Raw genomic sequence first — 19,156 nt, 5'->3', positions numbered from 1 at the left:
ATTTGCAGTTGAATATGGGTACTTATTAACCGCAGTACTAGGGCTCGGATCTTTCAGTGGCGCGTTCGAAGCACCGTCCGGACGGTGGTAGACAGACTCCCGGTCGACATCACCGGCGCTGTCAAGCCACTTGACGAGATGGCCTTCGATGAGCTACTGTCGTCGTTTGATGCTGACACCGTGTTCGTTCACGTCGGGCTGAGTGATGTGAATGCGGCTGTCGACGGCAACCCCTACACGTTTCTCTACGACACACTTATTGACAACTTCGAGAGCGTGTTAGCTCCTGGGTTTACGCCATCGTTTCGAAGCTGTGGCGTCTACCACAAGCAGTTCTCCAAACCAGAGTACGGGATGTTTTCGAAACTGTTTGGGGCGGATGCCGAGTATCGGACTAACGACGCCATTCATTCGATACTCGTTGACGGGAATTACCGGTTCGACAATTGTGACCACCACGATAGCTTCGGTCCATCAGGATGCTGGCAGCAGCTTGAGGAAGATAACGTGCTGTACCTCAACATCGGTACTGACGATTTCCTGGCCACACAGCTCCATTATCTCGAAGTCGCGCTTGATCTCCCCTATGTCACCACGCCTGAACACGATGGTGTCGTCTACTACGACGTCGACGACTACGAGGAGATTACCCAATCGAACTACGGCTACGAATACGACTACTGGTTGGAGACGTTTCCGAACTGGTCGAAGATCAGACGCTACCTCGAGTCAACAAACGCGGTAACCGACCATTCGACAGGCGGACTCACGATCTACTCATTCAAAGCTCGCGATATTCGTGAGGCGCTCGAACCGAAACTTGCCGACGATCCTTACTATTTGGTCACCTAGAACGCTGAGCAATCAGATCAGCTGTCTGTTCCAGAACCTTATAACAACGAAACGCCTATCGGTAGTCAGAATATTCGATGATCGTCTTCAGCTTTGATCGCGATAGCACGGTCGACGTCAACCCGATCGACTCGTCTCAGTCTGTAGTGCCGCTCGACTGGATTCAGTATCTCGCCCACGAAACTGATCACGTTGTCTGGGCGCACGGAAATCAAGATTTGAAGCGCGAGGCCGTCATTCCCGGGAAACAGGAACTCGTTGATGCCTACACTGAGCGCTGGGGTAGCCCCGTAGCTCACGTTAACGACAGGAGATACAAACATATGGAAACCCAACTGGAGGTTGAAAGCGACAACCAACCGCCGGATCCAGATGTCACCACGGCCGCAGCCGAATATCTGAAAGGCGGCGATCTACATAAGCATCAAATTCTCCGGCTGCTTCGGTCTATCTATCCAGACGCGGAAAAATACGTTTGTGTCGATAACCAGTATCTGGGTTACGTGGACGGCTGGGAATATCATCTCCCACACGGGTTCGTCGAAGAATACGCCTCGCTCGCTGCTGATGTTGAGGCCGCTGACATAGATATGGACGCCGTTCAGCAGTCGAGACCCTCGGCGCCCACCACGAAGCGACGGCGGTCGGTTGCACTTCTCCGACAACTTGGACGGTACGTACCACAATCGGTCAAAGAGATGGTTGACATCACACCCGACAACCGGATTCCGATTCGACTGCGACGCAAATAATAATCACTTTCGAGATATCCATGCAGGTTACACGCTTCGATACCAATCCGATCATTGAAACTTCCGAGGACATCGGTGACATCGTCAATTATCCTTCTGTCATTGAGGCCCCATCGTGGATCGATGATCCACTCGGGGAATACTATTGTTACTTTTCACATAAAAATGGCAAATATATTCGGCTTGCATATGCGAATTCGGTCACGGGACCGTGGAAACTCTATTCGCCAGGGACACTTCGACTTGAAGAGACACCCTTCGTCGGCCACATAGCCTCACCGAACGTCCACGTCGACGATGATAACGAACTGATTCGGCTCTACTACCATGGCGAAACACGAATTAGAGACCTCATTGCGACTGACAGACAGAACACTGACTATCGGCGGGACCATTATAACTACCGAGCACGCTCGCTTCCCCACCGCGTCCTCTTCGAGACCGGCCGATATCTTGTCAACACTGTGGAAACCAAACGCGCTGCCAAGCGATCTCAGCAACAGGAAGCGACAGAATCCACTAGCCAATCGATACAGACTGATACGTCGGTTCTCTCTTCGCTCGTCGAGAACGCACCGTATAAACGATGTCTTCGTGGGAGTCGGCTGATTCCACCTGCTGTTCAAGAGACGAGACAAGCGATTTCGACTGACGGTCTGTCGTTTTCGGCTGATTCACCGATTCTCGGTCCCTCATGGTTCGCGGTGTTCAAGTATGACGATCGCTACTTTGCAATGGCTCGGGACGGCTACGTGTACGAATCCAGTGGACCAGACACGCCGTTTAGGCGCTGTCGGGATTTGTTTAGTGGTCATCGCCATTTCGGTGTTCACGTCTCGGGTGACGAATTGGAAGTCTACTACTCTCGAACGACCGAGAGCCCGGAGTGTATTCTGCGAACACGTATTGCGCTGGCTCCGACTGTCGGCGAATGGGAGATCGGGGAGACGACGACGGTTATCTGTCCAGAGACGACGTACGAGGGCGTCGATATCGATCCCGAACTGTCGAACCAACGGAACCCATGGGAGCGCAGGCAGGAGCTTCGAGACCCCAATGTGTTCGTTGATGACGGTACCAAATACCTGTTTTATGTCGTCGGTGGCGAATCTGGAATCGCTGTTGCCGAGTTGACAGAGTAACACTGACACCCGAGACGTACCGCCCGAAGCGGATTCAGTCCCGGTTCCGTATCATATCACGCAGGTCCGTTTCGGTGTACTGTCGGACGATCTCCCACGTTTCACGGTTGTGATCGTAGTTATCAGCCGCGTGGATCAGTAGGTTCGCCTCTGGAGAGTCAGGATCGAGCCGAGGTGTGAACTTCTCCCGCACGCGCTCTTTCATTTTAATCATCTCGTTGGAGAACCCCTCTCTGATCCGGGGATTGGGTACTTCCACCCCACCGATGGTGATGACCTTCTCGTAAGGGGCCATACAGTCGAGTTTCGTCTGGATGTGTTTGGGGTCGAGATCGTCTTGTGATTCGTACAGTGCCCAAATAAACGATTCGAAGGCCTCCTCGCTCAACTCGAGTGTGGTTGTGAAATGAACACGTTTCTCTGCTTGGAGTTGTGAGAGGATCTCCTCTCGGTACTGCTGGGCTGGCGGCCACAGCATGAACGGGAACATCGCGTTAGACTGGTACAGTAGTTCGGCGAACCGCGTCTCGATCTGCTGGCGGTGTTCATGCGAAAAACCAACCGAGTTGAACCACTCACGGGAGCACGCTCCTTGTGTGGTGCCCGACTGAATTCTCACCGGTACCGATTCTGGCGTCCGGGCGAACGCACATGCGAGTGCGTTTGCATCAAGAATCGATGAATCGTAGCCGATTGTAACTGGTTCATTGCCCCATGTCTCAAGATACTGTTCGATGTCTGCACGCAGTGTAGTTCCGGTTTTCTCTGCGAACTTGGAGACGACTGCCGGAATCTCGTCACCTGCGCGCAGTGTTTCGACAGCAAGCAGTCGAACGACGATATCCATCCGAGTGAACGTCTCACCATCGTACTGTTTTTCAAAGAGCTTTGCTGTGGGATATCGAAGTTCTAGTTCTCGATCAACGAGGGTGCCGAGTTTTACTTTCCGACGAAACCCACTGTACCGGTCCAAGAGACCAGTTGGCTCTGTGAGTCTGACGAGCCGAACCCCACGGCTGAGAGTCGTTCGAATACCGTCTTCTCGAAGTGACCGGACTGCTTTTCCGGGAAGAGTCGTCGGCTGGCCGCTGTAATCTGACCTTCCTCGTGGCAGTGATCCATGCCAGCGAAGGTATGTGATTCCATGGCCGAGTGTCGTCAGCAGACCATCTTCTTGGAGTGAGTGCACCCCGCGGTGAACGAGATGACTGAGATCAACTGTATAGTCGTCGACTTCCAATGTCTGATCCCAACTATCAGTTTGGGATTTATATGCTTCGAGGAGTTCGATATCTTCAATATCTTTCTCCCACTGCCGGATTTTTTTGTGGGAGTACTCGATCTCCGGACGGATGATCTTGAAGCCCCCTACGACATCGTGATATCGGTCGTCCGAGAGAATCTCTTCGTCAGAGATGCCAATGTGTTCGTACTTGTTTGGAGCCGTTTCGATCCCCTCAAACTCCGTGACATCTATGCTTTCTCGGATAGATGGTGCAAAACAGACATCCAAGTCGCCATTTTCACGCAGATCGACTGCAGCCAGCGATGCACTGCCAACGAGACAGAACTCCTCTGCCGAGAGATCGTACCGGTCGATTAATACCTCTAGCGAATCGATCCAGTTGATGGTTGAGAGTGTTCCCGGCATATGATTTTTGAAAACTCGCTATTCAATCTACCTAATAATTACGTTCGATATACGACAGTGTCCTGTAGAAATCAATGAGACGCCAAATTCGGGAACTCGGTCGTCGCTCGAAGCGGGCTATCGAGTATGGACTTGCCCGAATTCCGGGGGTTAAACGAGTCTACTGGCGATACGCGCCTGTCTACTATCGGTGGAAACTTCGTGAACAGATCGGCCACGATACCCCTCTCGATCCTATTAGGGTCCTCTCGGTAAATCCGGATCAAATCATCCGGTTTACTGGTCGGACGGATGCTGCTGGCTACCGGTATCAGGACCTCGGGACGGTGATGGAAGGAGAGTGGGATACTCAGCCAACACAACTGATCGAGGACACGGTTATCTACCGTTCGTTCGTCGACCGATATAGACGGGACCAGCCGTGGGAAGAGACTGAACTGTTCGCCAAACTGTTGTCTGGAGATCTCACGAAAGTCGATATGAATACGGAATCCGCCGAGACGCTTCGCGAAGAATTGGAACGGTATGATGACCTGTATCAGATGCTCCAACAGACACAATATAAGACACAGCAAGAACTCCGTCGGGAGACAGGTATTCGGTTCGACAACCGAGTCGGGCTACTAGATCGGCTCACAGATGAGATTACGGTTGATGTGGGTCGAGATGGCGAACTCCTCTTTGTCGATGGTCGCCATCGGCTTTGTCTGGCGAAGCTGCTGGGTTTGTCTACGATTCCGGCTGTGGTACTTGTCCGACATGCGGAATGGTTACCGAAGCGTGAGGCCGCGCTGAATAATGGGACACACGAACACCGTGATCATCCCGACATCGCTCCATATTTGCGATCGACCTGACAGCGTCGCCGGGGTGTTCGGGCTCAGGAGCCGGTCAATCACGGTCTTTTTATCAGTAATTCGCTTCAACAGTGATATCTCAATGTCACAGCCGTCGATCTCGATTATTATTCCAGTCTACAACGACCCTGAGGGGGTGAGACAAACAGTTGATTCTCTGATCGCCCACACCGACTCGACCGCGGAGATCATCCTAGTTGACAATGACTCCACTGATCGGACTCCTGAGACTGCCGCCGAATACGCAGAGAAACACGATCATGTCTTACTCGTGGTTGAACGAGAGATCCAGTCCTCCTACGCAGCCCGAAACACTGGTATCGAACACGCCACGAGTGACCTCATCTGCTTCCTCGACGCCGATCAAACGGTCACCGATGGGTGGCTCGAAACCGCCCTAGAGACGATCGACGAGCGGGATGCCCACTATCTCGCGCCGAATGTTCACCTCGTCGAACCAGATAACCCTACGCTTGCAGGACGTTACAATACCAGTACGGGGTTCCCAATTGCGGACTTCCTTGAGCGCCATCACTACGCTCCGACCAGCTGCCTCTTTGTCACTCGAGAACTACTCGAGGATGTCGGCACCTTCGACGAACGGCTTATTTCGGGCGGCGACAAGGAGTTCGGTAACCGCGTCCACGATACGGGTTACGAACTCCACTACGCACCCGAGATCGTCGTCCACCATCCGGCGCGTAACTCGCTCCGCGCACTTGCAAAGCGCAGCCTTCGGATCGGCGGCGGACACTGCCAACTCCAGCAGTATTATCCCGATCGATATGGTCGCGTCGGGATTCCCCCAAGACCGAGCGGAATTCATGGAGATCAGATCCGAACTCCGGACACAGAACAGCCAAACCACGAGAGCTCGAGAGGATTCGAGCGAATACTGTTTACTATGCTCGCGCTCGGAATGACTGCGACCCGCGGGATCGGATATTATAAGGAATATCTAAGATGGATCGCACGCCGGATTTCCGGCACATAACTACTCCTCGAACGCTTTTCGGGATTCGGTATCAACTTCCCAGGTTCCGTCTTCCTCACCGCGTAGCAAGCGTAACGAGGCGATAACGAGCGAAATGTTTGAGTCGAACACTGCATATAGCGGCTGTGTTGGACCGAGCGCATCACGCTGACCCATAAAAACGAACCCCGCAAGCGCGATGAGCGTGCTTACACCACCCACTCCGAGCCAAGAGAACCCCATCATAATAGTCCCGACAATGAGTACCAGCATGAGCCATGGAGCGATGATCATGAACCACCAGTTGAACGGAAGGACGACCCGTCCGTACCACCCGTATCCACCGAGCATGTCTCGGGAACGCACGAGCATTTGAATAAGGCCCATTGCACGACGATCCTTTCGCTGCCGACGTCCACGTATATCGGAAACGCCGGATTCAGTAAACTCCATTTCTGGATCAAGGACAACCCGTTTGCCTTGTCTACGGAGATTCACACCGAGTTCAGTATCATCTGCCAATGAATTGGGGTGGATCGGCTCGAAATCCTCACGACGGAATGCGAAGCACGGTCCATGGACGATGAACGTTGAGTCAAGGTATGATTCCAACGCCTGATTACGTGCCTGAAGATTCCGATAGTCAGTCTCGACTTGACTCTCGCCGAGTACTTTCGTCTGTTGACCCATGACACCACCGATATCGGAATCGTGGAGTGCCGCGACTGCGTGCTGTATGGTCTTATTGTCGATCCGAGAATCACAATCGGTTCGAAATATCACATCCCCCTCAGCAGCATCGACACCTAGATTTACCGCAGTTGCCACCCCTCGGCGTTCGGACTCAGTTATCACTCGAATGCTGAGTGATTCATGCTTATTTGCGAATTTTTGAGCTATTTCCGCAGTGTCGTCCGTACTCGAATCAACGACGATGATTTCGAACTGGTCCACGGGGTACTCAATGTTGGCGAGCTCCTCGAGCTTCGACACCACGATCGACTCTTCGTTGTATGTGGGCAGAACTACACTCACGGACTCCGCTTTGAAAGATTTGTTTGCCGGGCAATCAGTCGGTTGGATGAGAGCGTACCATACCAGATAGACGACATATGGGGCAACGACGAGGAGGGCAAAAAAAAGGAGTATCGATACAAGCACTCTCTATGATCTACTTTGGGCTAATAAATGATTTCCGAAGCGTGTCAACTTTAGTCAAATCACAACGGTCGTGGCTATGTAAGGCTGAAAAGTGAGCCAGAAATAGCTTGCAACCGATCTATGAAAACCTACGAACCTTATGACTCGTAGTGTTTAGCAACTGAACGACTGTTATTTGTTTTGGTATTTCTTCATAGATCTAAGACAACATCAAGAAAATACTCTAAAAAGAAAAGATGGCCGCTGTTTAGTAATAGTATTACTCGCGTCAGTCCAGAGACCATCGAAACGCCGTTACAAGCCTTCGACATCTGGTGGATTCGGTTGGTTTAACACATGAGAATATTTACTCTGAGCAGTCAGTGACAGAGACGATTTCAATTCGAAAATCTATATGTAGCTGCGTTATAACGGGATTATAGATTGATGCATTCAAGACAGCGTCTGTTTATAATTTTGTTTATAATCATTTTGCTATTCCCGTTGGGTTCCATATATGCTTCAGTTGATTATAGATCATACCCAGAGAAATCAGAAATCATTACTGATCCAGTCACTAATACAGGTGAGACAGTGTTAATATTCGCAGATGTTCTAGCGACTAACGAGGATCAAAATAGTTTGTATATTCGACTCGAGGATGATCGGGTCGTGGATATCAACTCAAATGGGATGTCGAAATCAGAATACAGACAGAATATAACGGTTCAGATAAATAACACCAGTATCTTTGGCAATATTGAAAAGGGATCTTATATCCAAATATATGGAGACCTCCGCGACGAATCAACTGTCATAGATGCGGAAGTAGTGGTCGTTGATTATCAAGACTCATCTGACTATAATTATATGTACGGCATATCCCTTCTTGGAGCGTTCTTCGCTATTCTATACTTTTTCAAGCACTGGCGTATCAATTTGCGTGTTGGGTGTTTTCAACCACGAGGTCGAAACGATGGCTGAATGGCTCACTCACGTTTTGCTCGCTTACGCTACGTTTCGAATTCTTAGTTGGTATGTCGAATGGCTCGATAGTCAGTGGATATCAGTAGGAATGGTCGGTGCTATTCTTCCAGATCTGAGTCGCTTGAACTTAGTTATCTCATCAGACATAATATCCTATTTTATCGGATCAGAGTTTGACTGGTTTGGAATTCATACTGCGGGAGGAATTATCCTGCTATCCGGCATTGGAGCGCTTCTATTTCGTGACGCGTTAGAACAGCAGAAGGCATTTATTATGCTATTGAGCGGGTCAATATCACATATCCTAGTGGACCTGCCACAACGGTACGCTGATGGAAAGATGATATTAGACATGTACGCCTTTCCGCTTCCCCTGCCTCGACCGGTAACTCCCGGATGGTACGTCACACCAGATCGGTGGGTCGTACTTGTGGCGTTCGTTACAGCGATAGTCGTATTTTTCGCTGATCAACATCGAAAAAGTGTCAAATGATAAAAATATTACGCACGATCTACCCTTGAATTTCACTACTCACACACTGTTCCAACGTCACACAAACTAGTCATCAAGTGTTGGGTCGATCTCGCTGTCCATCCTCCTGTGTAGCGCACAAATTCCATGAAATTGTATTGTTCAGTTTATAATTCCAAACAGCTTTGCTCAGATATAACCACGACACTATCTTTGGGTTTGACAAACCAGACTACTAATATTTATTATAACCATGATGTTGCGTCTTGTTCCAGAGAGATCACAGTGATATCAACGAAGCAGCCACTGTCGCGGTCGTTTTCAGACATGAATTACATTGGAATAGAACCATTTTATCTTTCAATCGTTATCTGAACACCGCCAGACGGAGGTCAAAAGCCTTATGCGCATTTTACCAGTCATTGTGCATAATGAGCGGAAATCGCACCTCCGATCAGGAGGATATGTCGATACTCGATTACTTCGAGTCCTACTACCACGTCCCGGCCCTCGTCGGGGCGCTCGCGTTCATGCTGTGGACACGCCTCCAATCGTACGGCAGTTTCGTCCAAAACGGCGAGGTGTACTTCCGCGGCAACGACCCGTGGTATCACCTTCGCGAGACAAACTATCTTCTCGAAAATTGGCCGAACACGCTCCCGTTCGATGTCTGGACGGGCTTCCCGATTGGAAGTCAAGTCGGTCAGTTCGGTACTCTCTGGGACCACATCATGGCGATCAGTATCTGGATCGCCAGCCCGATCATGGGCAGTCCTGAGGAAGTCATGCTTATCATGGCTCCTCTCGCCGGCACGCTCGTCGCGATCCCGACCTACTTCATCGCGCGGCGGTTCGTCGACCGCTTCGCTGCCATCGCCGGCGTCGCCGTCCTCGCGCTGCTCCCGGGTACCTTCTTCAGCTACTCACTCGTCGGCTTCCCAGACCACAGCGCGGCCGAGGTGCTCTTCCAGAGCCTCGCCGTCCTCGCGTTCCTCGTCGCCTTCGCGGTCGCCGAACGCGAGGCACCCGTCTGGGAACTCCTCGTCGATCGAGATTGGATCGCTCTCAAGCGACCCACGCTGTATGCGGTCGCCGCGGGTGTCGCACTCGGTCTCTACCTCTGGACGTGGCCCCCGGCCGTTCTCATGGTCGGATTCACGGGTGTGTACCTCGCAGTGAAGCTCGTAAGCGACACCTTCCACGGCCGGAGTCCCGAGCCGATCGCCTTCGCTGGCTCACTCGCACTTGGCGTCACCGGTCTAATGCAGTTGATTCCGCTCGACACGTTCTCGTTCTCGGCCAGTCAGTATTCTCTCCTCCAAGTCGTCCTCCCGCTCGGCGTCGCTGTCGGCGCAGTGTTCCTCGCGTGGCTCGCTCGCCAGTGGGAGTCACGCGATCTCGACACTACGACTTACCCGCCCGCCGTTGCTGGACTCATCCTTGCGTCGGCAGGAGTCGTCTGGCTTGCACTCCCCTCGTTGTGGTCTACGCTCACCCGCAACCTCCTCAACTTCGTCGGCTTCAGCGCCCGCGCAACCTTCCGCACCATCGGCGAAGGCCAACCACCACTACAAAACGCCTCCTTCGCCGACTTCGTTCTCTCGCAGTACGGCCTCGCGTTCTTCCTCGCGCTCGCGGCGGTCCTCTACATCATCGCGCGTCCCCTCTACCGCTCTGAGGACACCAACCACACGCTCTACATTCCGGCCGCGCTCGCGGTCGTCGGCTCCGTCTACGCAGTCCCCCAACTCTACGACACCATCGGCGGCGTCGTCGGCGTGAGCTGGCAGGTGATCGGGCTCGCGCTCGCCGCCGCCCTGCTCGTCGGCGCGACGTTCCTCGTCGAGTACGACGCCGAAGAACTCTACTTCGTCGTGTGGGCGGCGTTCATCGGGAGCGCCGCGTTCACCCAGACCCGGTTTAATTACTATCTCGCCGTCATCGTCGCGGTTGGCGCGGCGTACTTCCTGCAGATCACGCTAGACGCGATCGACCTCACCTCGCTCGCGGCGCTCCGCGATATCGAGGGCTGGCAGGTGATGACCGCGCTCGCGGTGATCGCCATCCTGATCGTGCCGCTCGTCGGCGTCGCGACCCCGGTCTGGACCGCCGGCAACTCCACCGGGCCCGGCAGCGTCGTCGAGTGGGACGACAGCCTCCAGTGGATGAACGACGAGACGCCCACGCCGGGCGAACTCGAGGGCGCGGACAACCCGATGGAGCTGTACGGCACCTACGAGCGCCCCGAGGACGGCGACTTCGAGTACCCCGACGGGGCGTACGGCGTGCAGTCGTGGTGGGACTACGGCCACTGGATCACCACGCGCGCAGAGCGCATTCCGAACGCCAACCCGTTCCAGCAGAACGCGGACGAAGCGGCGAACTACCTGCTCGCCCCCAGTGAGGAAGAGGCCCGCGAGGTGCTCGCGAGCCAGAGCACCGAGGGCGAACACACCCGCTACGTGATGGTCGACCGACAGATGGCGTCGCCGAACTCCAAGTTCAACGCCCCGGTCACCTTCTACGAGGGCAACGAGACGACGGAGGACTTCAACCGCGTCCTCTACCAGCAGACGGAGCAGGGCGGGTTCCAGACGCTGATGCAGGTGAACACCCAGCGCTACCACGAGAGCCAGATGATTCGCCTGTACGAACACCACGGCAGCGCGGTCGAGCCGCGGCCGGTCGTCGTCGACTGGGATCAGCAGGCGGCCCAGACCGCGGGCGGCGACCGGATCGACGTCTCCGTCGCGCCGCAGAACACGAGCGCGACCGTTCGCCAGTTCGACACCATGGAGGAGGCCCGCGCGTTCGTCGAAGAGGACGGCAGCGCGCAGGTCGGCGGTATCGGCGGCGTCCCCTCCGAGCGCGTCGAGGCGCTCGAACACCACCGGCTCGTTCACGCCACGGAGTCGCAGGGGCAGTCGCCCTCGGCGCTGCAGGTGAGCGTCCTCCAGCAGCTCGGCGTCGACCTCCAGAGCGCGCTCGGCGAGAACGCGCTGCGGGCGTTCCAGGACGACTGGGTGAAGACGTTCGAGCGCGTCCCCGGCGCGACGGTCGAGGGCTCGGGCGCGGAGCCCGGCCAGGAGGTCGAAGCGACCGTCCAGATGGAGAAGGCCTCCGGACGGACGTTCACGTACACGCAGTACGCGACCGCGGACGACAGCGGGAACTTCGAGCTGACGGTGCCGTACTCGACGACGGGCTACGACGAGTTCGGCCCCGAGAACGGTTACACGAACACGAGCGTTCGCGCGACGGGTCCGTACCAGGTCTCGACCGGCCTCTCGATCGACAACGGCACGCCCAGCGCGCTCACCGGCACGGTGAACGTGACCGAAGGGCAGGTCGTCGGCGCAGATGACGCGGCCGCCACCGTCGAACTCGAAGAGACGACGCTCGGCGGGAGCGAGGACGGTAGCGACGGCGGCAGCGACACCGAGGACGGATCGAGCGACGAGACCACCGGCGACGACGCGAACACGACGAGCGCGGTGACTGCGAGCGACGCGCTCGCCGTCGACACGCCCACCGACTCCGGGCTCGTGGCCGCGTAACACGGAGCCCCGCCGTACCGTCCACCCGTTTTATGACATTTCCGCCTGTACTGCATGAGTATCTCGTCGTACGAATTCGTCTCGCACGAGTCGCACCCTGCACCCCACACGACCGTGGTAGCACATGAGTGACCGTCGCGACTGGGCCGTGCTGTACCTGAAGGGGATCGCGATGGGCAGCGCCGACGCGGTCCCCGGCGTCTCCGGCGGCACCATCGCGCTGATCGTCGGGATCTACGAGCGGCTGATCGCGGCGGTCACCGCGGTCGATCCGGACCGGATCCGGCGCGTGCTCGCGGGCGTCCGCCCCGCGAACCTCCCCGACGCGCGCGCGGCGTTCCGCGAGGTCGACGGCGGGTTCCTGCTCGTGCTCGGAGCCGGCATCGCCACCGCGGTTGTGGTCGTGTTGAGCGGCGTCGACTACCTGCTCGCCACGCGCCCGGTCGCCACCTACGGCTTCTTCTTCGGGCTGATCGCGGCGTCTGCAGTCGTCTTGCTCGGCGACGTCGCGCTCGACACGCCGCGGCGGAAGGCGGCCGCGCTCGCCGGATTTGCGCTCGCCTTCCTCGCTTCCGGTGCGGCCGCGACGTCGCTCGGGAGCCCGCTCCCGCTCGTGTTCGTCGCCGGTGCGGTCGCGGTCAGCGCGATGGTGCTCCCGGGGATCTCCGGCTCGCTCCTGTTGGTCGTGCTCGGGCAGTACGAGTACATGTCTGGGACGGTGAGCCGGGCGATCGACGGACTCGCCGCGCTCGCGCTCGGGAACGGGAGCGACGCGCTCGTCGAGACGCTGCCACCTGTTGTGACGTTCCTCGCCGGCGGCGTCGTCGGCCTCTTTACGGTCGCACACGCCGTGCGCTACGCCCTGAAGCGCGCGCGCGCCGCGACGCTCGCCTTCCTCGTCAGCCTCGTCGTCGGCGCGCTGCGCGCCCCCGTCGTCGAGGTGTCGGTCCGGCTGACCGAGAGCGGCGAGTCGTGGCGGGCCGCCGCGCCGCGGTTCGCGCTCGCCGCGCTCGCGGGCGCGACGCTGGTGCTCGTCTTGGACCGGTACTCGGCGACGATCGAGTACTGACAATCGAACTCCTACGCTGAAACAGCCGGTCGATGAAGACTGCGAAATGATCGCTGAGAACCTCTCAGTTTGAGACCACCTGACTACGCACTCGCGGGGGCGCTGTCGGCATCGCCGTTATCGATGAGCGGGTAGTCGATGTGGACTTCGATGCGGTCGAATGGGACGATCGGTTGTATCGCGCCGCTGGGGCCGCCCGCTTCAAGCGTCAGGATACCCAGTACTTCCAACTGCTTCAGGTCAGAGTGGACGTCGGATACGTCTCGCTCGACGAGCCGCGCCGCTTCGCGCATGCTTTCGGGAGCTTCCTCAGCGATCGCTCGGATGAGTTCGAGGCGGAGCGGGGTGAGACTGTCGACGAAGTCATCGTAGGTTCCGAACTGGAGCGTCGCTTTTCCGTCCTGGTCGTCGAGATCGTCGGCCTCGACGTCTTGGACGAACTGGAGTGCGTCCTGACGGGTCTGTTCTCGGTCGCCGACGGTGATGTGGAGTGTGGTCATGGTTGGGATGGGGTGGGTCGGAGGGTGTTCGATCAGTGTGGCCGGGGCGGGTCGCCGCCGACAGCGTCCCAGTACTCGTCCGCGCTCGCCCAGAACTCGACGAGCAGCTCCTCTATTCCGGGGAACCCGACGCCGTCGAGATCGCCGGCTGCGGTGTGATGCTCGTGCCCCTTCGTGTCCTCGTGGGAGTTGTCGTACCGGACGAGCGTGAGATCGTCGAGGGTGCCCAGATGGAGCGTGTACTTCCAACCCGAGGGGTACGTCTCGGTGTCGTCAGTCGGCCGAAGCACGACGTTCTCGACGAGGCCGGCTTCGACGTGCGTGTATTGGAAGAACGGCTCTGGGGGCATCCCTTACGTGTTGGGACACCCCCCAACGCCATAAGCGTTGGGCAGAAGTCCAACACCGAACAGAAACGCCGCTCGTCGGCGACATCTTCAGTGGATGTTAGTTGTTTGTTGGTTATTTGTTTCAGGAAATACACACCTGAAAGAGATCGGAATCTTCGAGATCGATACTGTTTCTGGCGGACCAACACAAATTCTTCCAAGTCACGAGTTCCTGGATGCGATCGAGAAAGAGCCACCCAAATCTTCGCTTCGGCAGTCCGATCGATAACTAGCGCCATCACTGCTCTACGAGCGCATTGAGATCCAACTGTTGGCAGATGCTAGTGTACAGCAACTCACCGCAATGTCTAAGTCATTATCTAGATAATGATTATTTAGATAATGACCTTTCACGATAGGGTAGACGAACTCGACGCGCTCGAATCCGCCTTCGAGTCGCCGGGTCACGCGTTCCACGTCGTGTACGGCCGCCGCCGCGTCGGGAAATCCGAACTGCTGAAACGGTTCTGTGCCGACCGGCCGCACGTGTACTTCCTCGCGGCACAGGAGGCGGAAGAGCGCCAGCGCGAGAAGTTCACAGAACGGGTCGCCGCTCACTTCGACGACCGTGTGCCACGCGTCGAGGGGTGGGACGACGCCTTCGCGTATCTCGGGGAGAAACTCACTGACGAGCGACTCGTCGTCGTGATCGACGAGTTCCCGTATCTCGTTGAAGGAAACGACTCGATTCCGTCGTATCTCCAGTCGTTCGTCGACGAGCAACTATCGGACACCGAATCGATGCTGGTTCTGTGTGGCTCCAGCGTGAGCACGATGGAGTCGACAGTTTTGGGCCACGAGAGCCCGCTGTACGGCCGCCGCACGGGCCAGATCGATCTCGAACCGTTCTCGTTCACCGAGGCTCGCGAGGTGATCGACTACGACTTCGAGGACACAGTTCGATCGTACGCGATCACGGGCGGGACACCGATGTATCTCCTGCAGTTCGACTACACGCAGTCGCTTGCAACGAACGTCCGAGAGCAGATTCTGACGCCGTCAGCGGTGTTGTACAACGAGCCGGAGTTTCTGCTGCGGACCGAACTCCGAAATCCCGCCCGGTACCTGAGCATCCTCGAAGCGATCGCGACGGGCCACACGACGCCCAACGAGATCGCGGGCGCGACGGGGATCGACTCGGGGCCGCTCTCGAAGTACCTCCAGACGCTCCGTCGGCTCAGACTCGTCGACCGAGAGGTTCCCGTGACAGCCTCCGCCAAACAGTCCAAGCGATCGCGATACGGCGTCGCCGACGAGTTCTTGCGGTTCTGGTTCCGGTTCGTCGAGCCGAACCGCTCCAGTATTCACGAGGTGCCCGGTGTCGTGTACGAGGGAACGATCGAGCCGGCGCTCCCCGATCACGTCTCCCGAACCTTCGAGCGAGTCTGTCGGGAGACGGTCTGGGAGGCGGTTCGCAGCGGCGTACTCGATCCGTATTCGGAGGTCGGTCGGTGGTGGTACGGAGAAGACGAGATCGACATCGTCGGACTCCATTCGGCCGACGATCGGATCCTCCTCGCGGAGTGTAAGTGGACGGCAGAGCCTGTTGGACACGCACTCGTCGACTCGCTCCGTGCGACGGCCGACCACGTTCGCTGGGGGACACCCGACCGCTCCGAGCGGTTCGCGCTCTTCTCGAGGAGTGGCTTCACTGACGGACTGCGAGCCGAACTCGGCGACGACTGGTCGCTGTTCGGTCCCGAAGCGATATCGACACTGGTGTCGGCTGAACTGTCCAATCCCGACCGATGACGGAAAACGACTCGCTCCCTGCTGGTGTCCAAACGCTATTACTCGTCACTGGCCAACCCGAACCGTGACGACCACCAACCGCGAGTGGGTCCTCGCCGAGCGACCATCCGGCGAACCCGACCTGGACTGTTTCGAACTGCGCGAGACGGACGTGCCCTCCCCCGACCCCGGTGACCTCCTCGTTCGCACCCGGTATCTCTCGGTCGACCCGTACATGCGCGGCCGGATGCGCGACGCGGAGTCGTACGCCGAACCGTGGGCCGTCGGCGACGCCCTCCGTGGCGGCGTCGTCGCCGAAGTGATCGAGAGCGAGAGCGACGCCTACGACGCGGGCGACCTCGTCACCGGCGAGGGGACGTGGAGCGACTACACCACGCTCGCCGCCGCCGATGTCGCGCCGGTCGATCCGAGGGTCGCCGACCTCGAAGCGTACCTCGGCGTCCTCGGAATGCCCGGCCGGACGGCGTACTTCGGGCTCCTCGAAGTCGGCGAGCCCAAACCCGGAGACACCGTCGTCGTGTCGGGCGCGGCGGGCGCGGTCGGCTCCGTCGTCGGGCAGATCGCCAAACGTAACGGCTGTCGCGTAGTCGGGTTCGCGGGCACGGACGAGAAGATCGACTGGCTCACCGAGGAGTTGGGCTTCGACGCCGCGATCAACTACACAACCACGGACGACTACCGCGACGCGCTCGACTCGGCCGCGCCCGAGGGCGTCGACGTCTACTTCGACAACGTCGGCGGCCCGATCACCGACGCCGTCTTCACGCAACTGAACCTCGACGCGCGCGTCGCGGTCTGCGGGCAGATATCCCACTACAACGACGAGGAGGTGCCGACGGGGCCGCGGAAGCTCCCACAGATCATCGCGCCGCGCGCGAAAGTCCAGGGACTCCTCGTGAGCGACTTCGCGACCCGGTTCGAGGAGGCGAGCGAGCGGCTCGGCGAGTGGGTCGCCGCCGGCGAGTTGGAGCATCGCGAGACGGTCGTCGAGGGGTTAGAAAACGCGCCCGACGCCTTCCTCGGGCTCTTCGCCGGCGACAACATCGGCAAGCAGGTGGTGCGGGTGGCCGCCGACTCCGGCGACGAGTGAGTCCGAGGTTCGGGCCAGCACTGTGAGACGTGATCGCCGACAGAACACTTTTCACCGATACCACGCCTCAGTATAGGTAATGGCAACCACTTCGGAGAACGATCGCGGCGGCGGAGTGGTGTTTACGTACGAAGAGGATCTCGTGACGGCACGGGATACGGAGTCGGGAGTTGCCGCGTCAGGCACGTCGAAGCCGGCTGCACTCTCTCGGCTCGCGGACGCGTTGACCCTCCAGGCGGGCGGTGGAGAGCCGATCGACGACGAAGAGGCGTTTCTCGAGGAAATTGGCGTGGACGCCGACGAGATCGACGACGCCGGCGAACCGCCGTGGGAATAGCCCTCCCGGATGGTCTATGCGAACTTCGCCGGTCGAGAGATTGTGAAAGCGCTTCGAGCGATGCGATATCGACCGGTCGGCCGTGAAGGGAGTCACGTCAAACTTCGATACGAACATCCAGAGACAGACGAGATCCGCGTGGTGAGCGTCCCGCTGACGGACAGCGATCATATATCTCAGGACACGTACCGGTCGATCGCCGGTCAGTGCGATGCCGACGATTTCGAGTCGTGGTGTCAGTGGATCGACGAACACCGCTGACCGATATTCGAGGGACGGTCGTCGACGGCTTGGAGAACGCGCCAGATGCCTTCCTCGGGCTCTTCGCGGGCGACAACATTGGTAAGCAGGTGGTGCAGGTGGCCGGCGGCTCCGCCGACGAGTGACGCCGCGGTTCCCGACCGCTCCGGTGGGTTCAAATCGGCGCGCGGAGAACAGCCGGTCGATGCAGACGCGTAGGAGCCTGCTTGCCGCGGGCGGTGCCGGTGTCGCGGGACTCGCGGGGTGTTCGGCCGCCCCCTCGGAATCGAGCGGGACCGGTGCCAGCGAGGCGGGCGAGACCGGAGGCGACACCGCCGACGGCGACGAGACCCGAATCGGGTTCGTCGGCGACCTGATGCTGGGCCGGAGCGTCACCGATCGGTGGGTCGCCGGCGAGAATATCGATTCGACGGGCGTGTGGGGGTCGACGCTCCCGCGACTGGAGGCGCTCGACGGACTCGTCGGCAACCTGGAGTGTTGCGTCTCCGACCGGGGCGAGCGGTGGCCGGACAAGACGTACTACTTTCGCGCGCCGCCCGCGTTCGCGGTACCCGCGTTGGAGGCCGCCGGCGCGTCGTTCGTCTCGCTCGCGAACAACCACATTCTCGACTACCGCGAACAGGCCCTGCGCGACACGAAAACGCACCTGTCAGACGCGGACATCGCGCACGCCGGCGCGGGAACGAACCGAGAGACGGCGCTCGAACCCGCGGTGTTCGAGGCGGGAGACGTTCGGGTCGCGGCGTTCGGCCTCACGGACCAGTCCGCGGCGTTCGGGGCGACGGACGACGATCCCGGGACGGCGTACGCGACGCTCGACCCGGGCCGACCCGGGACGCGCGCGCTCGTCGACGACGTCCTCGACCGGATCGGCGCGCTGGAGCCGGATCTGGTCGTCGCCTCGCTGCACTGGGGACCGAACTGGGAGACCGAACCGCGGGCCGTCCACGAGCGGTTCGGCCGGTTCCTCGTCGACCGCGGCGTCGACGTCGTCCACGGCCACAGCGCACACGTGCTGCAGGGCGTCGAGGTGTACGACGACTCTCCGATCATCTACGACGCCGGTGACTTCGTGGACGACTACGTCGATTACATCGACCGCGAGGGCGTCCACAACAAACGCAGCGCGTTGTTCGAACTGACCGTGCGCGACGGCGACCTCCACGAGATCGAGGTCGTCCCGATCCGTATCGTCGACGAGGCGGCGACACTCGCCGAGGGCGAGGTCGCGACGTGGGTCCGCGACACCGTCGCCGAGCGATCGCGGCCCTACGGGACACCTGTCGAGCGCGACGACGGTCGGCTGACGATCCCGCTCGGAGGAGATTGACATCTTCCGGTGTCTGAAGGCGCCGGAATCGCGATCACAGATGAG

18 protein-coding genes and 1 pseudogene are annotated in these 19,156 nt (G+C 58.3%); 15 read left to right on the top strand and 4 right to left on the bottom strand.

All coding sequences use genetic code 11. The annotated features are described in order from the left end of the window. Window positions 1-84: 84 nt before the first annotated feature. The 3 genes from ACZ45C_RS12445 (at window position 85) to ACZ45C_RS12435 (ending at window position 2,746) form a co-directional block, all read left to right on the top strand. On the top strand, window positions 85-852 hold the full coding sequence (locus ACZ45C_RS12445) for an AAC(3) family N-acetyltransferase (protein ID WP_460562289.1): 768 nt from the start codon (window positions 85-87) through the stop codon (window positions 850-852). Window positions 853-929: 77 nt separating this feature from the next. After that, on the top strand, window positions 930-1,604 hold the full coding sequence (locus ACZ45C_RS12440; RefSeq protein WP_460562291.1) for a hypothetical protein: 675 nt from the start codon (window positions 930-932) through the stop codon (window positions 1,602-1,604). Between the two features lie 20 nt (window positions 1,605-1,624). Beyond that, window positions 1,625-2,746, top strand: a complete 1,122-nt coding sequence (locus ACZ45C_RS12435; protein WP_460562293.1) for a glycoside hydrolase family protein — start codon at window positions 1,625-1,627, stop codon at window positions 2,744-2,746. 34 nt (window positions 2,747-2,780) lie between these two features. On the opposite strand, the gene ACZ45C_RS12430 is transcribed toward ACZ45C_RS12435, so the two are convergent. Further along, window positions 2,781-4,397, bottom strand: a complete 1,617-nt coding sequence (locus ACZ45C_RS12430; RefSeq protein ID WP_460562295.1) for a hypothetical protein — start codon at window positions 4,395-4,397, stop codon at window positions 2,781-2,783. Window positions 4,398-4,471: 74 nt separating this feature from the next. Between ACZ45C_RS12430 and ACZ45C_RS12425 the strand changes: the two genes are divergently transcribed. Both ACZ45C_RS12425 and ACZ45C_RS12420 read left to right on the top strand, forming a co-directional pair. Beyond that, the gene (locus ACZ45C_RS12425) at window positions 4,472-5,254 is read left to right on the top strand and encodes a ParB N-terminal domain-containing protein (RefSeq protein WP_460562297.1); all 783 of its coding nucleotides are present in this window, start codon (window positions 4,472-4,474) and stop codon (window positions 5,252-5,254) included. Beyond that, window positions 5,196-6,248, top strand: coding sequence for a glycosyltransferase family 2 protein (locus ACZ45C_RS12420; protein ID WP_460562299.1), 1,053 nt, complete (start codon window positions 5,196-5,198; stop codon window positions 6,246-6,248). Before ACZ45C_RS12425 ends, ACZ45C_RS12420 begins: the two co-directional genes overlap by 59 nt. On the opposite strand, the gene ACZ45C_RS12415 is transcribed toward ACZ45C_RS12420, so the two are convergent. Continuing rightward, entirely contained in the window at window positions 6,249-7,388 is a 1,140-nt protein-coding gene (locus ACZ45C_RS12415; protein ID WP_460562301.1) for a glycosyltransferase, read from the bottom strand. It abuts the gene before it with no gap. 426 nt (window positions 7,389-7,814) lie between these two features. On the opposite strand from ACZ45C_RS12415, the gene ACZ45C_RS12410 reads away from it, so the two are divergent. The 4 genes from ACZ45C_RS12410 to ACZ45C_RS12395 all read left to right on the top strand — a co-directional run bounded on the left by ACZ45C_RS12410 (window position 7,815) and on the right by ACZ45C_RS12395 (window position 13,452). Continuing rightward, window positions 7,815-8,351 (top strand): hypothetical protein, encoded by a 537-nt coding sequence (locus tag ACZ45C_RS12410; RefSeq protein WP_464374324.1) that lies wholly within the window; start codon window positions 7,815-7,817, stop codon window positions 8,349-8,351. Continuing rightward, complete coding sequence (locus ACZ45C_RS12405) at window positions 8,344-8,847, top strand: metal-dependent hydrolase (RefSeq protein ID WP_460562303.1); 504 nt, start codon at window positions 8,344-8,346, stop codon at window positions 8,845-8,847. Before ACZ45C_RS12410 ends, ACZ45C_RS12405 begins: the two co-directional genes overlap by 8 nt. A gap of 410 nt (window positions 8,848-9,257) precedes the next feature. Beyond that, entirely contained in the window at window positions 9,258-12,383 is a 3,126-nt protein-coding gene (locus ACZ45C_RS12400) for an oligosaccharyl transferase, archaeosortase A system-associated (protein ID WP_460562305.1), read from the top strand. 124 nt (window positions 12,384-12,507) lie between these two features. Next, complete coding sequence (locus ACZ45C_RS12395; RefSeq protein ID WP_460562307.1) at window positions 12,508-13,452, top strand: DUF368 domain-containing protein; 945 nt, start codon at window positions 12,508-12,510, stop codon at window positions 13,450-13,452. 83 nt (window positions 13,453-13,535) lie between these two features. Here the strand turns inward: ACZ45C_RS12395 and ACZ45C_RS12390 are convergent, their stop codons facing one another. Further along, complete coding sequence (locus ACZ45C_RS12390) at window positions 13,536-13,952, bottom strand: HVO_A0114 family putative DNA-binding protein (RefSeq protein ID WP_460562309.1); 417 nt, start codon at window positions 13,950-13,952, stop codon at window positions 13,536-13,538. A gap of 32 nt (window positions 13,953-13,984) precedes the next feature. Beyond that, window positions 13,985-14,302 carry a toxin-antitoxin system TumE family protein gene (locus ACZ45C_RS12385; RefSeq protein WP_460562311.1) on the bottom strand — a complete coding sequence of 106 codons (318 nt, stop codon included), beginning with the start codon at window positions 14,300-14,302 and terminating at the stop codon, window positions 13,985-13,987. Window positions 14,303-14,683: 381 nt separating this feature from the next. Here ACZ45C_RS12385 and ACZ45C_RS12380 point away from each other — a divergent pair, with 381 nt between their 5' ends. The 6 genes and pseudogenes from ACZ45C_RS12380 to ACZ45C_RS12355 all read left to right on the top strand — a co-directional run bounded on the left by ACZ45C_RS12380 (window position 14,684) and on the right by ACZ45C_RS12355 (window position 19,111). Then, window positions 14,684-16,093 (top strand): ATP-binding protein, encoded by a 1,410-nt coding sequence (locus ACZ45C_RS12380; protein ID WP_460562313.1) that lies wholly within the window; start codon window positions 14,684-14,686, stop codon window positions 16,091-16,093. A gap of 64 nt (window positions 16,094-16,157) precedes the next feature. Then, window positions 16,158-17,183 (top strand): NADP-dependent oxidoreductase, encoded by a 1,026-nt coding sequence (locus tag ACZ45C_RS12375; protein WP_460562315.1) that lies wholly within the window; start codon window positions 16,158-16,160, stop codon window positions 17,181-17,183. Window positions 17,184-17,262: 79 nt separating this feature from the next. Then, window positions 17,263-17,520, top strand: a complete 258-nt coding sequence (locus tag ACZ45C_RS12370; protein WP_460562317.1) for a type II toxin-antitoxin system HicB family antitoxin — start codon at window positions 17,263-17,265, stop codon at window positions 17,518-17,520. A gap of 9 nt (window positions 17,521-17,529) precedes the next feature. Then, window positions 17,530-17,781, top strand: coding sequence for a type II toxin-antitoxin system HicA family toxin (locus ACZ45C_RS12365; RefSeq protein WP_460562319.1), 252 nt, complete (start codon window positions 17,530-17,532; stop codon window positions 17,779-17,781). Window positions 17,782-17,789: 8 nt separating this feature from the next. After that, a pseudogene (locus ACZ45C_RS12360) lies at window positions 17,790-17,906 on the top strand (NADP-dependent oxidoreductase); the annotation flags it as partial. 59 nt (window positions 17,907-17,965) lie between these two features. Beyond that, window positions 17,966-19,111 carry a CapA family protein gene (locus ACZ45C_RS12355; RefSeq protein ID WP_460562321.1) on the top strand — a complete coding sequence of 382 codons (1,146 nt, stop codon included), beginning with the start codon at window positions 17,966-17,968 and terminating at the stop codon, window positions 19,109-19,111. Window positions 19,112-19,156: the final 45 nt, after the last annotated feature.

It is taken from the genome of Halorubrum pallidum (assembly GCF_055380345.1).
This window is presented reverse-complemented; position numbering and strand designations above follow the sequence as displayed.

Bases quoted from the DNA above. Each gene is read 5' to 3' on its own strand.
- ACZ45C_RS12435 (WP_460562293.1), top strand. From the start codon at position 1,625: ATGCAGGTTACACGCTTCGATACCAATCCGATCATTGAAACTTCCGAG.
- ACZ45C_RS12405 (WP_460562303.1), top strand. From the start codon at position 8,344: ATGGCTGAATGGCTCACTCACGTTTTGCTCGCTTACGCTACGTTTCGA.
- ACZ45C_RS12440 (WP_460562291.1), top strand. From the start codon at position 930: ATGATCGTCTTCAGCTTTGATCGCGATAGCACGGTCGACGTCAACCCG.
- ACZ45C_RS12410 (WP_464374324.1), top strand. From the start codon at position 7,815: ATGCATTCAAGACAGCGTCTGTTTATAATTTTGTTTATAATCATTTTG.
- ACZ45C_RS12420 (WP_460562299.1), top strand. From the start codon at position 5,196: ATGGGACACACGAACACCGTGATCATCCCGACATCGCTCCATATTTGC.
- ACZ45C_RS12385 (WP_460562311.1), bottom strand. From the start codon at position 14,302: ATGCCCCCAGAGCCGTTCTTCCAATACACGCACGTCGAAGCCGGCCTC.
- ACZ45C_RS12370 (WP_460562317.1), top strand. From the start codon at position 17,263: ATGGCAACCACTTCGGAGAACGATCGCGGCGGCGGAGTGGTGTTTACG.
- ACZ45C_RS12425 (WP_460562297.1), top strand. From the start codon at position 4,472: ATGAGACGCCAAATTCGGGAACTCGGTCGTCGCTCGAAGCGGGCTATC.
- ACZ45C_RS12365 (WP_460562319.1), top strand. From the start codon at position 17,530: ATGGTCTATGCGAACTTCGCCGGTCGAGAGATTGTGAAAGCGCTTCGA.
- ACZ45C_RS12400 (WP_460562305.1), top strand. From the start codon at position 9,258: ATGAGCGGAAATCGCACCTCCGATCAGGAGGATATGTCGATACTCGAT.
- ACZ45C_RS12430 (WP_460562295.1), bottom strand. From the start codon at position 4,397: ATGCCGGGAACACTCTCAACCATCAACTGGATCGATTCGCTAGAGGTA.
- ACZ45C_RS12390 (WP_460562309.1), bottom strand. From the start codon at position 13,952: ATGACCACACTCCACATCACCGTCGGCGACCGAGAACAGACCCGTCAG.
- ACZ45C_RS12395 (WP_460562307.1), top strand. From the start codon at position 12,508: ATGAGTGACCGTCGCGACTGGGCCGTGCTGTACCTGAAGGGGATCGCG.
- ACZ45C_RS12355 (WP_460562321.1), top strand. From the start codon at position 17,966: ATGCAGACGCGTAGGAGCCTGCTTGCCGCGGGCGGTGCCGGTGTCGCG.
- ACZ45C_RS12380 (WP_460562313.1), top strand. From the start codon at position 14,684: ATGACCTTTCACGATAGGGTAGACGAACTCGACGCGCTCGAATCCGCC.